This window comes from Oceaniferula spumae, assembly GCF_042849255.1.
Lineage (GTDB): Bacteria > Verrucomicrobiota > Verrucomicrobiia > Verrucomicrobiales > Akkermansiaceae > Oceaniferula > Oceaniferula spumae.
The window spans coordinates 2,871,048-2,888,129 of record NZ_AP026866.1 but is presented as its reverse complement, the minus strand read 5'-3'; the positions used below and the strand labels follow the sequence as shown (position 1 = coordinate 2,888,129).

Below are 17,082 nucleotides of genomic sequence, written 5' to 3'. Positions count from 1 at the left end.
ACGAAACCGTCAGTCACTCTATGCGCTGACGGTTTTTTGTTGTGATCTGAGGCTATTATTGGGAAAAGATGAGCGTCTTAGGATAAAACAGTTTTCTGGCGGATATTCCCCTCTTCGAAAGTTCCCAGAAACACATAACGTAGGATCATCAATTCATGAGCTGGAAATTACATAACGCAATGTGGCCTGGATTGGTCGGTAAGGAGGAGGGCTCGGCTGAACCGCCTATTCCTTTGGACCAAATGTTAGACCTCACGGCATCGGCTGAAGTGGGAGGCTCTGGATATGAGGGCGTCGATATGTTTCTGTATTTCCCCCATCTCGATATCGATGCCTCTGAGACCGAGATCAAAAAGCTAGCCGACAAGATCTCCGGCAAAGGCCTTAGCATTGGCTCCGTCGTCGCACCTATCTGGACAGACACTGGAGGCGGCAGCTCGATGGGCTCACGTGATGAACGCAATCAATTCATCAATTCTGTCAAAAAGGCATGTCGATACGCCGGTATCCTGAGAGACCACGGCGTCAGAACCTATGGATCCATCCGCATTGACTCAGCGACAAGTGTCGAAGAATGGGCCAAAAACCCGGCAGGAAACACCAGGCTCTGTGCACAGACACTGCAAGAATGTGGCAAGATCGCTGCGGACCATGATGAGGTCCTCGTGGCCGAGGGAGAAATTTGCTGGGGAGCCATGCACTCGTGGAAAGATATGTTAGACCTTCTAGAAGAAGTCGGCATGCCTGGCCAGGTCGGATTCCAGGCAGACCTCGCCCACACCTATCTCTACATGCTCGGCTATAATGCCCCGGAATACAAACTTCTGAGCGACGGCTACGGTGACGAAGAATTCTGGTCAGCCTATCAGACCATGACAAACAAGCTGCGTCCCTGGACTTATGATTTTCACGTCGCCCAAAACGACGGCACCGTTCATGGCACTGGCAATCATGACAAAACCGGCAGACACAGCCCGGCTGATGACCCTAACGGAAAGCTAGATATCGTCCGTTGTGCTGGCTACTGGCTACTTGATGAAAATGGTAAGCAGAGAGAGGAAATTCGCCACATGTGTTGGGACGGCTGTATGTTCCCCAATGCAGCATTGCTCAAGCAACAGACCTGGAATACGATTCTCGATACCATGCAACAGGTGAATGCCGCACATGGTTAGCTTTACCCCAAAAAACTTCTAACAAACAATTTATGAAAATAGGAATGAACATGCACCTCTGGTCTACCAATGTGACCGAGGAGCACTTTGCAGACATCGAAACACTCAAGGAAATCGGCTACCAAGGCATCGAGATCTTCCTCGCCGAACCAGATCGCGCTAACTACGAGAATGTTGGTGCGTTTTTAAAATCGATCGATCTCGAAGTGAACGGCTGTCTAGGCCTAGGCCCCGACCAGAACCCCATCTCTGAAGATGCTTCTGTGCGCCAAGCCGGACTCGATAAAATCAAAGAGGCCATCGACAACATGCACGCTGCTGGCGGCAAGAACATCTGCGGCCCCTTCCATTCTGCCTTTGCCACCTTCTCGAGAAATTCTCCGCAGGAAGAGGAATACAAACGTAGCGCCGAGGTCCTTCACGCCGCAGCAGAACACGCCGCTCAGGCAGGTATTACCCTAACACCTGAGGCATTGAACCGATTCGAGTGCTACCTCGTCAACACCATGGCGCAGCTCAGGAAGCTCGTTGATATGGTTGATCACCCTAACCTGCGCGGTATGTTTGACCCGCACCACGCGAACATTGAGGAGAAATCCTTTGCTGATGCCATTGAGACGATCGCGCCTGTGATGACCCACGTTCACATCAGTGAAAATGACCGCGGCACACCCGGCAGCGGCAATGTGGCTTGGGACGAAGTGTTTAGTTCCATTGCCAAAACTGGTTATGACGGCTGGTATTACATCGAGGCCTTCTCTCGCGACGACCTCGACTTTGCCAATGCCATCAACGTCTGGCGTGAATTCAATCCACGCATGGACATTTGCCGAGACGGCTATGCCTTCACCAAGGCAATGATCGAAAAACACGCAACCTAACATACTTTTCAAAATGAAATTCGGTAACGAGTGCTACACCTGGTTTATGAAAGACTCAGGTGCTTTCTGGGACAACCAGCTCGCCCACATGATCGAGATCACCGCCAAGGCTGGTATGGACGGCATCGAGCCCATCTTCCCATGGATGGGAGATCTAGCGGACGCAGATAAACTCGAAGCTTGCCTGGACAAACACGGTATCGAACTCGCCGCCATCGCCTTTGTCCAAGACTGGAACCACCCTGAAGAAACCGCTCAGGAAAAAGAAGACGCCGAGCGAGCCTTCAAACTGCTCAAGCGTTTTCCAGAGGCCATCCTCTGCACCGTCCAGATGCCCACGGGCCGCCACGATCTCGAACAACGTCGCCAAAATTTGGTGAATAACGTCAATGCCGTATCCCGACGCGCTGCCGACGTCGGCATCACCTGCAGTTTCCATCCGAACTCGCCCGAAACATCCATCAATAGAACTGAGGAAGACTACTCGTTTATCATCGAGCGGTTAGACTCCACGGTCACTGGCTGGACCCCGGACGTCGGCCACATCATCAACGGTGGGATGGATCCGCTCACCAAGATGAAGGACTACTCCGAGTTCATCAATCACGTTCACTACAAAGACTGGGATGGAAACCCCGAGTTCGCTCTGATGGGAGAAGGAAAAGTCGACCTCACAGGAATCACCGAGTGGCTCTACGATCAGGATTACTACGGCTGGATCATCTGCGAGGATGAAGCGCCGCAAGCCGTCGATGACCCCGACGGCGTTACCCTTCACGACGGTAAATGGATCAAAGAAACCCTACTGCCTCTTATAGACTAACAGATATTTCACCATGCCCGCTTACGAACACAATGGATTTAACATGCACTACGAGGTGCATGGACAAGGAGAACCTGTGATTCTCATCATGGGCATCACAGCTCCAGGAACCTACTGGGAAGACCACCTGGCTGAATGGGCTCAACACTTCCAGTGCACCGCACCAGATAACCGCGGCGTCGGCCTCAGTGACAAACCCGCAGGCGACTACAGCTCTGAGATGATGGCCGATGATTACGCTCATCTCATGGATCATCTTGGTATCGAGAAAGCCCACATCGTTGGCTGCTCAATGGGCAGTATCATCGCGCAGCAACTTTCAATTCGTCACCCGGAAAAAGTAAAAAGCCAGGTGCTCATGTGCTCGTGGGCGCGCTGTGACAGTTACGCGAAGTCGGTTTTCGATCACATCCTAAGGTCAAAGGCCCACATGCGTCACGAGCATCTTGTCGAGTTCCTCCACTTGCTCATTTTCAACAAACGGAGTTGGGACGATTCAGAATTTCACAAAGGAATGTTAGAAGGTCGTGAAGACGCTGCAGCTGAACAAAACCCCCAGCCCCTTCATGGCCTCGAAGGACAGTGCGCCGCATGCGTGAATCACAACACGCTCGAGCATCTGAAAAACATCACCGCACCTACCCTTCTCATCGGAGGAGAGGATGACATTTTCACCCCGCGCTGGATGGCAGACGAACTGCACGCTGGCATTCCTAACAGCCAGCTCCATCTCTACCCGAAATCTGGACACGCCTTCCACTGGGAGAATCTTGAGGATTTCAACCAGCGCGTCACTGAGTTTATCAAAGCGAATTCCTAACCATGCCCAGCTACGCCATCGGCCTCGACTACGGCACGAACTCCTGCCGCTCCCTGATCGTCGACCTCTCAGACGGACGCGAACTCGGCTCCGTCGTATTCCCCTACCCGTCCGGCGACCAAGGCATCCTCACTGATCCATCCAACCCTAACGTCGCTCGGCAGAATCCCCAGGACTACCTCGACGGTTGTGAAACCATCATTCGTGGTGCAATCGAACAAGCGGCAGAAGCAGATCCCTCATTCAGTCCCTCGGCCATCGTCGGCATCGGTATCGATACGACCGGTTCCACGGTCATACCCGTCGATCAATCAGGAACACCGCTGGGGCTAACAGACGGGAACAAAAAAAATCTCAACGCACAAGTCTGGCTCTGGAAGGACCACACTGCGCACGCTGAGGCTGCACAAATTACTGAACTCGCTGCCAAGCACCACCCAGAATACCTTGCCAAATGCGGCGGCGTCTATTCGTCTGAGTGGTGGTGGTCGAAAATTCTCCACCTCAAGAATATCGACCCTGAAGTCTTCGCGGCCGCCTATTCCTTTGTAGAGCACTGCGATTGGATACCCGCAGTTCTCTCAGGAAACACAGACCCCCACACCCTCAAGCGCTCTATTTGCGCGGCAGGTCACAAGGCCATATTCAATCACGATTGGGGCGGTCTCCCCTCCGCCGATTTCCTGGCAAAACTCGATCCAGCCTTAGCTTCGCTACGCGACCGACTCTACACAGTGGCCCACCCCTCCGACACCCCAGCGGGAACTCTGTGCTCGGAATGGGCTGAAAAACTTGGTCTACCCGAAGGTATCACCATTGCCGTAGGAGCATTCGACTGCCACATGGGAGCCGTGGGAGCGGGCGTAAAAAGAGGAACTCTCGTCAAAGTCTTGGGCACCTCCACCTGCGACATCACCGTAGCAGACTCTGACGTCGCAGATGTTCCTGGACTGTGCGGACAAGTTCCCTCATCCGTCGTCCCAGGGAAAGTCGGCATTGAAGCTGGCCAATCCGCCGTAGGAGATATTTTTCTCTGGCTGGCAAACAACCTCGTGCCCGATTCCTACGGTCAAGAACTCGGTGAGAAGTTCGCTTCCATGGAGCAGCAGATGCGAGATCAGAAGCCAGGTTCCAGTGGTCTACTCGCTCTCGACTGGAACAATGGCAATCGCACGATCCTGACCGATGTCCGCCTAACCGGACTGATGTTAGGTCAGACATTGCACACGAAGGCCCACGAAATTTACCGCGCCTACATTGAGGCCACCGCCTTCGGCGCGCTGACCATCATCAACAGGATGGAAGAACACGGTATTTCTATTTCCGAAGTGGTCAATACCGGCGGACTCTCGCTCAAAAATGCCACGCTGATGCAGATCTACGCCGATGTGTTAGGTCGCCCCATGAAAGTCTCCCGCAGCGAACAAACATGTGCTCTTGGAGCCGCCATGCTCGCCGCCGTAGCCTCTGGACATGACTCGCTCGAGAATCTCCAACAGAATATTATTAGCTACACAGACACGGTCTATCACCCCATCCCCGAAAATCAGGCCGTCTACCAAAAGCTTTATCAGCTTTACAAAACTCTGCACGATGCCTTCGGAACAACTGGCTGGTCTGGAAGCATCGAGCACGTCATGAAAGACCTCATCGACATCCGGGAACAACAACTAAAAGCATGAACCAAGGACTCAAACAACAAGTCGTCTCGGCTAACCAACTTCTTGTTTCATCCGGTTTAGTCACTCTCACCTGGGGCAATGTCAGCGCCATTGATCGCGAAAGCGGTCTTGTTGCCATCAAGCCTAGTGGAGTCGACTATAATGCTCTAACTCCTGACAACCTTGTGGTCGTCGATCTCGATGGCAACGTAGTCGAGGGCGATTTACGACCTTCTTCCGATACGAAAACCCACTTAGAACTCTACCGCAATTTCACCGAGATTGGGGCAGTCGTGCACACACACAGTCCCTGTGCCACAGCTTTCTCTCAAGCAGGGGTAGCCCTACCTTGCCTTGGCACCACGCATGCTGATCATTTCTACGGAGACGTCCCAGTCGCACGCCCATTAACGGTCGATGAGGTGGCCTCGGACTACGAACATGCTACCGGTGTCAGTATCGTGGAGCTTTTTAACGACAACAAGTTAGATCCTCTTGAAGTTCCCGGAGTACTACTCACCCATCACGCGCCATTTACATGGGGAAAGAACGCGGCGAAAGCGGTCGACAACAGCATAGCTCTGGAGATGTGTGCGAAAATGGCTTTGATGACCTGGCAATTGAACCCTAATGCCGGTGAAATCCCCCGTCATATTTTGGAAAAACATTACCAAAGAAAACACGGGAAAAATGCCTACTACGGTCAAAGTTAGATTCGACTCCTTATCGGCTGTATACAAAAAAGCACCCCACATAGTGAGGCGCTAGGCGACAGGACAAACTTCGTATTTGCGCCAGTAGCAATTGACTGGCACACGCAAAGATTGAGTTTCCCTTCAATAGCCCAGGCTTCCCTCTTTCAGAGGCTTTGCGCCTTTCAATGTTCCTTCAGGAAACCCCTTCATCGGCCTCGCAGTCCCAGACTTTTGAAACCTCGCTACCTCTTCTTTGAGTTTTTTATAGCTCAACGAAAACTGAGTCTCCTTCTCACCTACAACGCCGCTAGCACCGTTAAACGCCCTAAGCTCATTACCGGTCGATGGTCTGAAAATAAAAACAAGAGCCTGTGTATTCTCAGGCTTACGCTTCGCATAGTATTTAACGCGTAACGATTTTAAATTAGCGGGCCCTTTGTATAACTTCAGAATCTTGCACTCCACTTCTACCTCTTCGAGACCAAGAAATTTACTCACGTATTTCTTAGAACCTGTTATCTGAACTTCAGCGACAATTGCACTCTGAGCAAAATAGTTCTCTAGAGTGAATGCATAGCTTGTGGCAGAAGCAACAGACGTAACGGACAGCAGGAAGACGATAGCGTATATTATTTTCATAAGGGTATAGTGCAGATTCTGTCTAGTTAGCCCCATATCGAGAAGTATAGGTGTGCTATAATAATCACTCCCATAACAGAGGCAACAATCAAGCAGGTCACCCCACGATAGGGCACTGGGTCAAGCACAGCCAGTGAAGGATCACTTGGGTGATAATATGCCCGCCACTCTCTCGGTTTATTTCTTACTTGGTATGACCCGTCTTCGTTGGGTTTCGCAAGGAACTCCATGTCGAAATTAAATGGCAGGCCACCTCCGTCTGGCGTAGCCAATGTCCCAGTGTATGAAGATCCCTCAACGCAATACTGGTAGCTAACCGTGGTAGAACTCACCCCTCTCGTTTTGGTACCATCGTACCAGTCGCCTCTGATCTCACCACTAAACTGATCCTCTTCGACTTGAGTAGCAGGAACAGATGGCCACGACTGCACACCGTCAAATGCTGTTTTCTTGTACCCATAGATCGAGAGACTTACCCCACATACTGAGTAGATCAAAATCATGAACCAATGCTGTTTTAACCAACGCATTTCTTTATCTTGCCAAAGCTGGTCTCAATCTAGAGCTGAAAAATTTTACTGCGTTACCTGCGTGTTCGAAAATGGTTGTCGTATCTATGCTACTTAACTTCGGATTAAGCGACTAGTACCACCGCTTTATTATTTCTCCGCTGCTCTTCGTGTGAAAGATTTTCGAACATGTGCTGCAGCTAATTCAGACCTTGCTTTGAGTTCCCTACACCAACGAATATTATATTCTTCGTATGCAAACTCAAATGGAACTTCCTTATCATAAAGTTGTAAAAATAGGAAATCGAACGCAATGTGCTCCTTGGAATCTTTCGGCAACGACTCACCACCCCACTTGAACAAATATCGCTGAAAGGCAAAAAACATTGTGAAGTTCATGTTCAGATCATCAGACAGAAAAAGACTGTCTTCAAAATTCTCCATATGCCGTGCGAAACCACCTTCTGATATACCCGGATCACATAGGTCCACTACACGCTCATACTTATAGGCGTCGAACCTGGGTGCACAGGTAATTTGTATATCTGTTATCTCGTTTGTTGTCATGTTCTTTGCTGACAGACGTAAGCAATCGATAGTGCGAGCTTTGAAACAGATATCCTCATTCCCTCTTAAGCCTCCGCACATCCGACGACTACGAACTGTTATTGCACAGGATCGCTTTTGTTAGTCTTACTGTGCGTCCACGGGTATCATCAGGATAGCATTCGCAACACCTATCAAAATGACAATCAACACGTAGTACACGCAAATTTTAATAGTGGCACGCTGTGGTAATCCACAGACCTTATCGATCAGGAAGTATAGCGCGATAATCGGCAAAATTCCCACAAAAGGCCCTAGAATACCGGACAGCAACAGCCGCGCCACGAACCCAATCGCCAGCATACTCAACACAACAATCCATGTCTCGCTTAGCGTGGCTGATGAATTCGTTGATCGAGAGTAAAATGTAATCAGAAACCAAAGTATGCCCACCTGAACTAGAATGCCGAATATGCCCATAATTATTTTAGTCGCCAAAAGTATCGCTCAACGACGCGATGTAAAACATATACGCTTCATTCAAGATTTTAGATCAAAACAGTTTTTGCGCTTGGGGAGTTGTTGGCGTTGAGAAAACGCATCGATTGACGAATTATTTTGATTCGCGTAGCCAACTCGCAACGATTTTCCCCAAAGCCCCAAACATTCCCTTGGGAGTCGATCCATATCCTATCCCCAGATCATCTATAGCCCCTTCATGGCGACGCAGCTTGTCTCCGATTGATAGATTCGGACAACTTCTTATGGCAATCGCGGTTCTTTCGTGCTCTTCGTGCGAACTCGGCTGCTTCATAATGAACGCAACGTTTTGATCCTCATCATACCCAAAGTTAGCCGGAGCATACCGCAGACAGGCTTCGCAATAGACGCATGATTCATCAACATAGTACCGCCCTTCAACATTCTTTGCTACGATTGGATGAGAGGCACGCATAGTGAGGCGGGAATACTTCAGAGAAGTCTACATGAACGAGACGATGGCTAATATACCAAAGCTGATCGCCGCTGCAATTAGCCCCAGTGCATTGAACGAGGCAAAAGTGTGCCAGATTCCAATTACTCCTGTAGCAAGTAAACCCAGCAATGCGAGTCCTGGTATTGATGTCATGGATTGTTTATCTTTCTTCATGATGGAAAATTGTAGAGAACAACGAGCGAGCAGGCTAGTATATCCACTGGATATTGTTCTTATGGAACATAGAGATCTACCGATCACAGTAAAACAGATTCGCAACCATACACGATCTTAACTTACAATGGTTTCTGGCTCACGGACGGTATCGCGTCGGGTGAAGCGCCTTGTTAGACGACTTTCTTCGACATGCGAATAGCCTTCAAACAGCGGGAAGCATCGCAATCTACTATATCGCCTGTGCTTACAAATCCATAGTTGAGGTAGAATTGTATAGCTCGCTCGTTACTGTCGGTGACGTTGAGTAGCACCTCACTCATTCCAACTGCACTGGCCCAATCCATCAGATTGCTAATTAGAAGAGGTGCTGCCCCTGAACCTCTTGCTTCAGGCGATACCCACATCATGATAATATCGCCAGTGTCGGCTCCTTCTTCGCGGTATAATGCGGCAATGCCGACACACAGCTCACCGTCGAACGCAAATTGTGTGTTTCGATTAACGCTGGAAACCGTCGATTGTATCTGCTCCCTCCAGGAATCAATATCACGTTCCAATGCATTTTCGTATGTCGAGCCAAATGCCTCAGGACTATCCTTCAACGCCCGCAATCGAACTTCTCTGAAGAGGGCGGCATCATCTTGTTCTGCACGTCTGCAAGTGATCATATTATTCTTGCTTAACGTAGAGCTCAACCGCGTGCTGTAAACCAGATTCGCTGCCGTTCACGATCTTAGCTTACAATGGTTTCTGGCTCACGGACGGTATCGCGTCGGATGAAGCGCCTTGTTGGGTTTCTTATTCTTCTCTGGTTTCCCAAGCTAAAAAGATCCAACTCATCATTAAGGACCATCAGCAAAGCTATCGACTTTGATATCGCTCAAACGATTATATTTATCAAAATGCCAGACGGCTCTATAGCCAATTGAAGTCAGTGGCGAAGTCAGGTAATAGCACATAAATATTGGTCCAATCTCATTATCCTTCGAATGCACTTTTTCTTCGACGTTGTATCTTTGGTTATGCGATCTCGGTGCTATTTCAATAATTTTAGGTGCCGCAGCCACACGAGTGGTTCCAATAGGTGTCTTTTTGAGTAGTGAATCTCGAATAGATTCTTCGGAGCGAAAACGGCATGGAACGCAACTGCTCACGATAATGCACACCATTATAATCCAATATAGTCTCATGCTAATTTTGTGTATCTTATTCTTGTGTTACCCAACGTAGAGCTCAACCGCGCCGTGTAAAATAGATTAGCAACCATTCACGATCTTAGCTCACAATGGTTTCTGGCTCACGGACGGTATCGCGTCGGATGAAGCGCCTTGTTCGGCCACTTTTTTTCTTTCGTGTATGAACAAAAATGATGCTCCATTAATAACCAGCAGAAATGGCCAAAACATATTCTTCACTTCATCTATAGCCATTCGAGTTACCATACCCACTGTAATACTTGCTTTAACCCTTGGATCATCAGTTATCGAGTTATTGTCCATATACGTTCTTTCGATCCCTTTGGCTCTCTCGGTGATTCTGGCATCAGCTGAAACATCGAGATAATAAAACCGGGCCATCCCAAAGGCGAACGTGATTAAGCCGGCATAAAAGAAAAACCCTTTTTTGTGTGTCTTCATTCTTATTCTTGCCGAACGTAGAGAACAACCGCCGCGTGTAAAACAGCCGCGAATTATTCGTGGTTTTAACTCAAAAACGGACTCGGACTCAGGACGGTTAACGGTCGGATGCTTCGTCTTGTTCGGCCGTATTATTTGTTTTAATCGCGTAAGAAAAATATACCATTATCACAATTGTTGCGGATATAATATGACTTAAGCAATCTGTAACCAGTTCAACTGGATGTTGGTTCACAGAGGGGATAAATAGATAGCTTGAAATCATTAGCACATAAGAAATCGTATAGAGCAATCCGGCCCAACGCTTCAAAAGTAAGAGTCCTATCCACGATATTAGGGTTGTTACCAGCAAGATTAAAACTAACCAAATAGTTGGCTCTTGAATAGTTAGGTGTGCCTCCTCATCTGGCTGGTCAATCTGCAACAAACTGGCTTAAACGACTTGAACAACGAGTATCAGCACGTCAAGAATCACACAGAGCCTCAGAATCTTTCCGTCTCTCCTATGCTTCCGAGGCAACTCAGCTTCCTTAAGTGTAGATGAAATAGGTGTGGAGTATGGATTATCCATTCTTATTATTGCCGAACGTAGAGCTCAACCGCGCGATGTAAAACAGTTTCCAATCATTAACGGATTTAGCTCACAATGGTTTCCGACTCAGGACGGTATCGCGTCGGATGAAGCGCCTTGTTCGGCCACATCCTTTGTTAGGCAGTTGAGAATATGTGGCAGTGACAAGTCACCAAATATGCATGGCCCCCACTTAGACTGTTTCACTTCCGCGGCTCCAGTTTCGAGGTCTATAAAATGAATTCCTTGGATGATCACAGAATGTAAACCTGTTCTATCCGCGTTAACTTCATCCATAGAGTCAGCCCATTGATCTTGATGTCCACAGAAGACCAAATACAGCCCAACCTCACGGAAAAACCATATAGCGCTAGCTAATCTCTTAACTTGCGCTCTAGCACTTAATATAACCTCATGGATGTCTCGATCCTCTAAATTTACCATCGCGAATGCTCTACGCCCGCCTGATAGCTTTGTCTTAGTGATGAACAAGCATTCAAGATCTTCAGACGGCGACAACTTGATAGGATATAATGAAGGGTGTATCCGCTGAATAATTTTCTTTCGTCTTTGTTCTGATTCCACGATTTTTTCTTATTATTGCCGAACGTAGAGAACAACCGCCGCGTGTAAAACAGCCGCCAATCATTCGTAGTTTTAACTCAAAAACGGTCTCGGACTCAGGACGGTTAACGGTCGGATGCTTCGCCTTGTTCGGTAAGTTTTTGTCTAACAACGAACAAAGCGAGAAACGATCAATCATCATTCACTCCGACCGCTCTAGCCATGTGTAGAGGATATGCGGCAACGCGTGAAATGTCAAAATAGGATGGTGCCAAGTGCTGTGATCAAAATTCCGGGATGAATCGCCAAGCCATCAGGCACTTCTCAGCAGAATGCAGCTTATTCGACCATTCACCTTCATTTCGCAGCATCTGTCCAACGCCTGGCAACTCGATAAGACGAAAGTATCTTCACTCTTCATCAACGCAATCGATCTGATCAAAAAGTCTTATTATGACCGAACGTAGAGCTCAACCGCGCCATGTAAACCAGTTTCGCACCATTCACGATTTTAGCTCACAATGGTTTCTGGCTGACGGACGGTATCGCGTCGGATGAAGCGCCTTGTTCGGTCTCATTATTATTGTGGTTTTCTGGGCAACATCTCTAAATTAAAATCCAGTATTTGCACCTTTGATTCACCTTCAGCATGATCTGCGACCCGCGTTATGATTGTCTTGAAACCGGCTAGCTCAAGACGTAGAACTCCTGTAGATAAGGGCATAGTCCTCAATGGGGTAACACCAACAAACTTATCATCTAGAAACACTGAAGCACCTGTTGGGTCAGAGACAATCTTCATCAACGTGTCAGGCTTGTTAGGTTTTTGATTATTATCTGTGATTATGTTTCGATCTCGGCAGCCAGCTAAACCATATATGCCTGCCATCAAACATGTAGTGAATATATACTTCAAAATCATCAGGATATTATTACGTGATACTGCAGTAATTCTTTCTTATTATTGCCGAACGTATAGCTCAACCGCGCGCTGTAAACCAGATTGCAACCATTCACGTTCTTAGCTCAAAATGGTTTTTGGCTCCCGGGCGGTATCGCGTCGGATGAAGCGCCTTGTTAGCCCCATATTATCGCTTGCGCCACGAGAAATCAGGCAATCCTCTCTTCGACTTCTCAACCTGAAACTCCTCCTCATCAAACGGGCCGACTGCGTAATTATCGCCTTTGGTGACGATGTAGAACTCGATGCAGTCGTCTTTATGATTCTCTCTCTCCACAACAATAACCAAATCATTACTGCCAGCCGCGACCACTTCAGAATCCACTATACCCAATAGCCCTGGATCGTGGTCTAAGCCTAATGCAGTAGCCGAGTAGTCAACATCGGTAGCATAGACCTTGTAGTCTCCATCCTCCCATGGAATGTACGCCGATCTCCCACAACCTAATAGAATGGCCACAAAAGACAATAACACTGCGATACGGAGTTTCTTCATTATAATTGGCTAACGTAGAGCTCAACCGCGCGCTGTAAACCAGATTCCCAACCAATCACGATCTTAGCTCTCTATGGTTTCTGGCTACGGCCGGTATCGCGTCGGATGAAGCGTCTTGTTAGACCCATTATTTATTCATATCTGATAACTTCACTTCAATATCTGACGAGTCGCCAGCAGAACTTATCCACTCTACCTCTACATTGTCTAGCAATCGCCCTTCTGCGTAAAGTTTATCAACCTGTGACCTCCATTCAGCTGCGTTTGATTCTGTGGCTCTAGCCTTAAACCCATACCAATCAGCTCCAAATAACTTCTTGTGGTATGCGTAGGTTACTTCTATTTCAGGCATGGGTGGCAATCCGTAATTAATGACAGCATCCTCAATAATCTGCCTCTTATAATATTGTTTCGTCAGGGTGACGAATAGGAACGAAATTACGCAACCTAATATAACACCGATGATGAAGGGATGTTTTTTCATTCTTGTCTAACGTAGAGCTCAACCGCGCACTGTAAACCAGATTCGCCGCCATTAACGATTTTAGCTCACAATGGTTTCTGACTCACGGACGGTATCGCGTCGGATGCAGCGCCTTGTTCGCTTTCTTATTTTGGAAATGGCGGAGGACTCGAAAGCCGTATCTTACGTTCAACAGCCCAGTAACCGTCACCATCAACAACGCTTTCATATCCAGGCAGCCCTAAGCGATCTGCTACTGAAGAAAGAGTAAGCTCTGATATAGCAACCTCCTGGTCGCCTAAATCACCAAAAACTTCAACCTCCCAATCGTATGGTTCGCCATCGTTAGCGTAGAGCATTCCATCAACAGCGGCTACGTACCGTAGAATTATGCCATCCTCAAATACAGCAAATACCATGCCAGAGCAGTTGCCTTGGCCCATGGTCATTACAACTGAACATCCAAAATGTTGCGACATCCGGCGGCAAGATTCAGCATACTTCTCATCGATACTTTGAAAGCCGTTCGGTGTAACTAAAACCCAATCACTTTCATTCCTCGACTTGAACCAATATTCGCCATTATCCTTGGCTAGGCTACATGCATCTTTTTCTTCTGATCGTATGAATGATTCAATAGCTTCGTCTGTGACAGATTCGGCATCTTGTAGGTAGGTATGGAACCATGTGGGCATATTCTTATCTTATTATTAGCGAACGTAGAGCTCAACCGCGCGCTGTAAACCAGTTTCGCAGCCATTCACGGTCTTAGCTCAAAATGGTTTCTGGCTCACGGACGGTATCGCGTCGGATGAAGCGCCTTGTTCGGCCGCTATCCTTGCCAACATATCAGTGAACATTCATTGGGGAAACTTGCTTCTGCCTTAGCAATAACATCTCGATCTATCGCTGGGAATATCTCCAATACCTTCTCATACAATTCAGTCCAAATGGCATCATCATCACAGACGAGATAACCTTCATCGCTGGAAATCATAAATCTAAGGCCAAGTGTGTGAAACGAAACACAGTCCTTCATCTCTGCCCTGATCTCATGAACTTCGTCCCAAATTACGTTATAGTGGTTATAAAACCACAAAAACTTCCGAGTGCGTATGGTGAAGCCACTAAGCGTAAATTCTATGGAGACGTCACTCATAGCCATTCGTGAATAGGCGTGATTTCATGTCTTTCTTATTATTGCCGAACGTAGAGCTCAACCGCGCCGTGTAAAACAGATTCGCTGCTATTAATGTTCTTAGCTCAAAATGGTTTCTGGCTCACGGACGGTATCGCGTCGGATGCAGCGCCTTGTTCGGCCACATTCTTGCTAGGAAACATTGTATTTATGCTGTCTATCGAATGGTCACTCTCCGATAAGATAAGTCTAGCCCCATTCAGTCTATTCCTACTGCTGATGGACAAAATATAATACCCCTCAAGATCAGAGTATGGCTTAATCGTCCATTCAGCTAATCGAGCCATCGAAATCTTACCTGCCACCTCGCCCTTTAACCTTATCGTACCATCCTTAATCAACCAACGGTTATGAACGCGCGCGTTCAGATACGGCAGCAACACGAAAATCAACATGAAGAATGGAACAACCATAAGCGGCGCAATATATAAGAATGTATTCTCTGGTTCAACGTTGTAGAACCAGACAGAGAAAGCAATACAGATAGGTAATCCAAAAATGATCAACGTGCGTATAACCGAATAGCACAATTTACGTACCGCCTTAAGTCGCAGCTCCCGTATTGTGTCATCTTCTGATAGTAGCGCTTCCATAGCATCTTATTATTGCCGAACGTAGAGCTCAACCGCCGGTGGGTAAACACCGAATATCTAAGATGGTCACAACTGTAAAATGGCTCCCGACTCCGGACGGTTAACGGTCGGATGCAGCGCCTCATAAGATGGATTTGCACCGCCTGATAGGCTAACAAACTTGTTTCCCACAAGGAACCCAAAACGGCTGCGTGATGCAATCTGGTGCAGCGCCAAGACCTCCGTTCGCCCGGATGAGTCTGTGAACAAGATCAGGCATCACGCAGCTCTCCAGGCTTTCAAGTCCGAGCAGTATCTTAGATCAACGAATCTGTTTTGATGAGACTGAGACTCTCCGGCCGGGAGGTGTTTTGAGTGCCGTGTCAGAAGCAAGCTTCCACAAACCAATTACTATGAAACCACTATCCACACCAGCCCCCTTTCTGGGAATCGATGTCGGCAGGGCGGACCTCTTCTGCCATGTCATCTCAATTACAGCCACAGAGTCCGGACGCTTCGACAATACCCCCGACGGTATCCGCAGCCTTGTCTCATGGCTCTCTGAAATCGCGGACCCGGCTTCGGTTCTCGCCTGCCTTGAGCAGACCGGGCATTACGGCAAACCGGTCGCCAGCGCCCTCCACACACTCGGAGTGCGGTCACTCCATCTGGTCAATCCCCGCCAGATCAAAGCCTTCGGCAACCAGAAGCTGAGACGCAACAAGAGCGACACCGCCGACGCCAGACTCATCGCCCAGTTCCTCAGGTCGGAGCATGAGGAATTGCGTCCGTGGACTCCCCTTCCGGCTGATCATGACAAGGTCAAGGAACTCAGCCGCTACGCCGAGTCACTCACCCGGGATACCGCACGACTCAAAACCAAACTGGAAGCTGTCACACTCGTTGACGTCAGGCGCTCGATCAACCGGCGCATCAAGGCCCAGCAGAAGGAACTCGAAACCATTCGTGGCAAAATATCGAAGATCGTCTCCAACAACACACAGCTCAGCGCCCAGAACTCTCTTCTGCACAGCATCCCGGGCCTCGGTGAAACCACCTGCCAGATCCTTCTCGCCGAGCTTCCCGAGATCGAACTCTTCGGAGACGCCCGGCAACTCGCAGCCTGGGCGGGTGTCACCCCGAGGCATTTCGTCAGCGGCACGTCGGGCAAGTCGAGCACCCCCATCACCAAAGTCGGTTCTTCCAACTTGCGCAAAGCCCTCTACCTCCCGGCCATGACTGCGATGACCTACAACCCGCTGCTCAAGGAGTTCGCCCGGCGTCTCAAAGAGAATGGCAAAACCGGAAAACAGGTCGTCGTCGCTGTCATGCGAAAGCTCCTTCACCAAATCTACGGCATCCTCAAATCAGGGCAACCCTTCGACCCGGACAAGCGCGGCTTGAGAACCGCATTACCCTCACCGGGCACCTCGTAGAAGATCACTTTAAAACTTCAAATCACCGTTGACTTTGCAACGCAGTATCTTGTTCGGTAAATTTTTTGAGTTCTACTGTCAGGCTACCATCATCATCAACAATGTTGCTATGGCTGATACCATCAACACCAAGGAATACATTAGTGCATCGCGTAACCAAAGTCGATAATGCTTCCTTATTCGTGTTAGCCATCGCCATAACAGTGCTATCATGCACATAGGAAAAACCATACACCAGCCAAAGAAGGAAATCGGCCCCTTCTCGTATGGTAGTAACAACGC

At 48.5% G+C, this 17,082-nt stretch carries 18 protein-coding genes; 7 read left to right on the top strand and 11 right to left on the bottom strand.

Features of this window, described 5'->3' with window-relative positions:
- Positions 1 to 155: 155 nt before the first annotated feature.
- Genes ACSPJT_RS12140 through ACSPJT_RS12115 form a run of 6 tightly spaced genes read left to right on the top strand, consistent with a single transcriptional unit; the run spans position 156 to position 6,073 of the window.
- Entirely contained in the window at positions 156 to 1,175 is a 1,020-nt protein-coding gene (locus tag ACSPJT_RS12140; RefSeq protein WP_435892819.1) for a TIM barrel protein, read from the top strand.
- A 32-nt stretch (positions 1,176 to 1,207) separates the two neighbouring features.
- On the top strand, positions 1,208 to 2,056 hold the full coding sequence (locus ACSPJT_RS12135) for a sugar phosphate isomerase/epimerase family protein (RefSeq protein WP_435892818.1): 849 nt from the start codon (positions 1,208 to 1,210) through the stop codon (positions 2,054 to 2,056).
- Positions 2,057 to 2,069: 13 nt separating this feature from the next.
- Positions 2,070 to 2,879 carry a sugar phosphate isomerase/epimerase family protein gene (locus ACSPJT_RS12130; RefSeq protein WP_435892817.1) on the top strand — a complete coding sequence of 270 codons (810 nt, stop codon included), beginning with the start codon at positions 2,070 to 2,072 and terminating at the stop codon, positions 2,877 to 2,879.
- A 13-nt stretch (positions 2,880 to 2,892) separates the two neighbouring features.
- Positions 2,893 to 3,699 carry an alpha/beta fold hydrolase gene (locus ACSPJT_RS12125; RefSeq protein ID WP_435892816.1) on the top strand — a complete coding sequence of 269 codons (807 nt, stop codon included), beginning with the start codon at positions 2,893 to 2,895 and terminating at the stop codon, positions 3,697 to 3,699.
- Between the two features lie 2 nt (positions 3,700 to 3,701).
- Positions 3,702 to 5,381 (top strand): ribulokinase, encoded by a 1,680-nt coding sequence (locus ACSPJT_RS12120; protein ID WP_435892815.1) that lies wholly within the window; start codon positions 3,702 to 3,704, stop codon positions 5,379 to 5,381.
- The gene (locus ACSPJT_RS12115; RefSeq protein ID WP_435892814.1) at positions 5,378 to 6,073 is read left to right on the top strand and encodes an L-ribulose-5-phosphate 4-epimerase; all 696 of its coding nucleotides are present in this window, start codon (positions 5,378 to 5,380) and stop codon (positions 6,071 to 6,073) included. Before ACSPJT_RS12120 ends, ACSPJT_RS12115 begins: the two co-directional genes overlap by 4 nt.
- 123 nt (positions 6,074 to 6,196) lie before the next feature.
- On the opposite strand, the gene ACSPJT_RS12110 is transcribed toward ACSPJT_RS12115, so the two are convergent.
- From ACSPJT_RS12110 to ACSPJT_RS12060, 11 genes are all read right to left on the bottom strand, one after another.
- Entirely contained in the window at positions 6,197 to 6,694 is a 498-nt protein-coding gene (locus ACSPJT_RS12110; protein ID WP_435892813.1) for a hypothetical protein, read from the bottom strand.
- 26 nt (positions 6,695 to 6,720) lie between these two features.
- Entirely contained in the window at positions 6,721 to 7,197 is a 477-nt protein-coding gene (locus tag ACSPJT_RS12105) for a hypothetical protein (RefSeq protein ID WP_435892812.1), read from the bottom strand.
- A gap of 156 nt (positions 7,198 to 7,353) precedes the next feature.
- Positions 7,354 to 7,770 carry a hypothetical protein gene (locus tag ACSPJT_RS12100; RefSeq protein ID WP_435892811.1) on the bottom strand — a complete coding sequence of 139 codons (417 nt, stop codon included), beginning with the start codon at positions 7,768 to 7,770 and terminating at the stop codon, positions 7,354 to 7,356.
- A gap of 592 nt (positions 7,771 to 8,362) precedes the next feature.
- Entirely contained in the window at positions 8,363 to 8,704 is a 342-nt protein-coding gene (locus tag ACSPJT_RS12095) for a ferredoxin (RefSeq protein ID WP_435892810.1), read from the bottom strand.
- Between the two features lie 27 nt (positions 8,705 to 8,731).
- The gene (locus ACSPJT_RS12090) at positions 8,732 to 8,899 is read right to left on the bottom strand and encodes a hypothetical protein (RefSeq protein ID WP_435892809.1); all 168 of its coding nucleotides are present in this window, start codon (positions 8,897 to 8,899) and stop codon (positions 8,732 to 8,734) included.
- A 173-nt stretch (positions 8,900 to 9,072) separates the two neighbouring features.
- The gene (locus ACSPJT_RS12085; RefSeq protein ID WP_435892808.1) at positions 9,073 to 9,570 is read right to left on the bottom strand and encodes a GNAT family N-acetyltransferase; all 498 of its coding nucleotides are present in this window, start codon (positions 9,568 to 9,570) and stop codon (positions 9,073 to 9,075) included.
- 612 nt (positions 9,571 to 10,182) lie between these two features.
- Entirely contained in the window at positions 10,183 to 10,539 is a 357-nt protein-coding gene (locus ACSPJT_RS12080) for a hypothetical protein (protein WP_435892807.1), read from the bottom strand.
- 1,715 nt (positions 10,540 to 12,254) lie between these two features.
- Positions 12,255 to 12,476: a PEGA domain-containing protein gene (locus tag ACSPJT_RS12075; RefSeq protein WP_435896200.1), complete on the bottom strand. Its 222-nt coding sequence runs from the start codon at positions 12,474 to 12,476 to the stop codon at positions 12,255 to 12,257.
- Positions 12,477 to 12,762: 286 nt separating this feature from the next.
- Positions 12,763 to 13,131 (bottom strand): hypothetical protein, encoded by a 369-nt coding sequence (locus ACSPJT_RS12070; RefSeq protein ID WP_435892780.1) that lies wholly within the window; start codon positions 13,129 to 13,131, stop codon positions 12,763 to 12,765.
- A gap of 127 nt (positions 13,132 to 13,258) precedes the next feature.
- Positions 13,259 to 13,615: a hypothetical protein gene (locus ACSPJT_RS12065; protein WP_435892782.1), complete on the bottom strand. Its 357-nt coding sequence runs from the start codon at positions 13,613 to 13,615 to the stop codon at positions 13,259 to 13,261.
- A gap of 125 nt (positions 13,616 to 13,740) precedes the next feature.
- A complete protein-coding gene (locus ACSPJT_RS12060; protein WP_435892806.1) occupies positions 13,741 to 14,289 on the bottom strand; it encodes a hypothetical protein in 549 nt (182 codons plus the stop codon).
- Between the two features lie 1,488 nt (positions 14,290 to 15,777).
- Between ACSPJT_RS12060 and ACSPJT_RS12055 the strand changes: the two genes are divergently transcribed.
- Positions 15,778 to 16,800, top strand: coding sequence for an IS110 family transposase (locus ACSPJT_RS12055; RefSeq protein WP_435892730.1), 1,023 nt, complete (start codon positions 15,778 to 15,780; stop codon positions 16,798 to 16,800).
- The last annotated feature ends 282 nt before the right edge of the window (positions 16,801 to 17,082 follow it).

Excerpts from the sequence above, each read along its gene's own strand:
- ACSPJT_RS12140 (WP_435892819.1), top strand. The coding sequence starts at position 156 with ATGAGCTGGAAATTACATAACGCAATGTGGCCTGGATTGGTCGGTAAG.
- ACSPJT_RS12135 (WP_435892818.1), top strand. The coding sequence starts at position 1,208 with ATGAAAATAGGAATGAACATGCACCTCTGGTCTACCAATGTGACCGAG.
- ACSPJT_RS12130 (WP_435892817.1), top strand. The coding sequence starts at position 2,070 with ATGAAATTCGGTAACGAGTGCTACACCTGGTTTATGAAAGACTCAGGT.
- ACSPJT_RS12125 (WP_435892816.1), top strand. The coding sequence starts at position 2,893 with ATGCCCGCTTACGAACACAATGGATTTAACATGCACTACGAGGTGCAT.
- ACSPJT_RS12120 (WP_435892815.1), top strand. The coding sequence starts at position 3,702 with ATGCCCAGCTACGCCATCGGCCTCGACTACGGCACGAACTCCTGCCGC.
- ACSPJT_RS12115 (WP_435892814.1), top strand. The coding sequence starts at position 5,378 with ATGAACCAAGGACTCAAACAACAAGTCGTCTCGGCTAACCAACTTCTT.
- ACSPJT_RS12110 (WP_435892813.1), bottom strand. The coding sequence starts at position 6,694 with ATGAAAATAATATACGCTATCGTCTTCCTGCTGTCCGTTACGTCTGTT.
- ACSPJT_RS12105 (WP_435892812.1), bottom strand. The coding sequence starts at position 7,197 with ATGATTTTGATCTACTCAGTATGTGGGGTAAGTCTCTCGATCTATGGG.
- ACSPJT_RS12100 (WP_435892811.1), bottom strand. The coding sequence starts at position 7,770 with ATGACAACAAACGAGATAACAGATATACAAATTACCTGTGCACCCAGG.
- ACSPJT_RS12095 (WP_435892810.1), bottom strand. The coding sequence starts at position 8,704 with ATGCGTGCCTCTCATCCAATCGTAGCAAAGAATGTTGAAGGGCGGTAC.
- ACSPJT_RS12090 (WP_435892809.1), bottom strand. The coding sequence starts at position 8,899 with ATGAAGAAAGATAAACAATCCATGACATCAATACCAGGACTCGCATTG.
- ACSPJT_RS12085 (WP_435892808.1), bottom strand. The coding sequence starts at position 9,570 with ATGATCACTTGCAGACGTGCAGAACAAGATGATGCCGCCCTCTTCAGA.
- ACSPJT_RS12080 (WP_435892807.1), bottom strand. The coding sequence starts at position 10,539 with ATGAAGACACACAAAAAAGGGTTTTTCTTTTATGCCGGCTTAATCACG.
- ACSPJT_RS12075 (WP_435896200.1), bottom strand. The coding sequence starts at position 12,476 with ATGAAGATTGTCTCTGACCCAACAGGTGCTTCAGTGTTTCTAGATGAT.
- ACSPJT_RS12070 (WP_435892780.1), bottom strand. The coding sequence starts at position 13,131 with ATGAAGAAACTCCGTATCGCAGTGTTATTGTCTTTTGTGGCCATTCTA.
- ACSPJT_RS12065 (WP_435892782.1), bottom strand. The coding sequence starts at position 13,615 with ATGAAAAAACATCCCTTCATCATCGGTGTTATATTAGGTTGCGTAATT.
- ACSPJT_RS12060 (WP_435892806.1), bottom strand. The coding sequence starts at position 14,289 with ATGCCCACATGGTTCCATACCTACCTACAAGATGCCGAATCTGTCACA.
- ACSPJT_RS12055 (WP_435892730.1), top strand. The coding sequence starts at position 15,778 with ATGAAACCACTATCCACACCAGCCCCCTTTCTGGGAATCGATGTCGGC.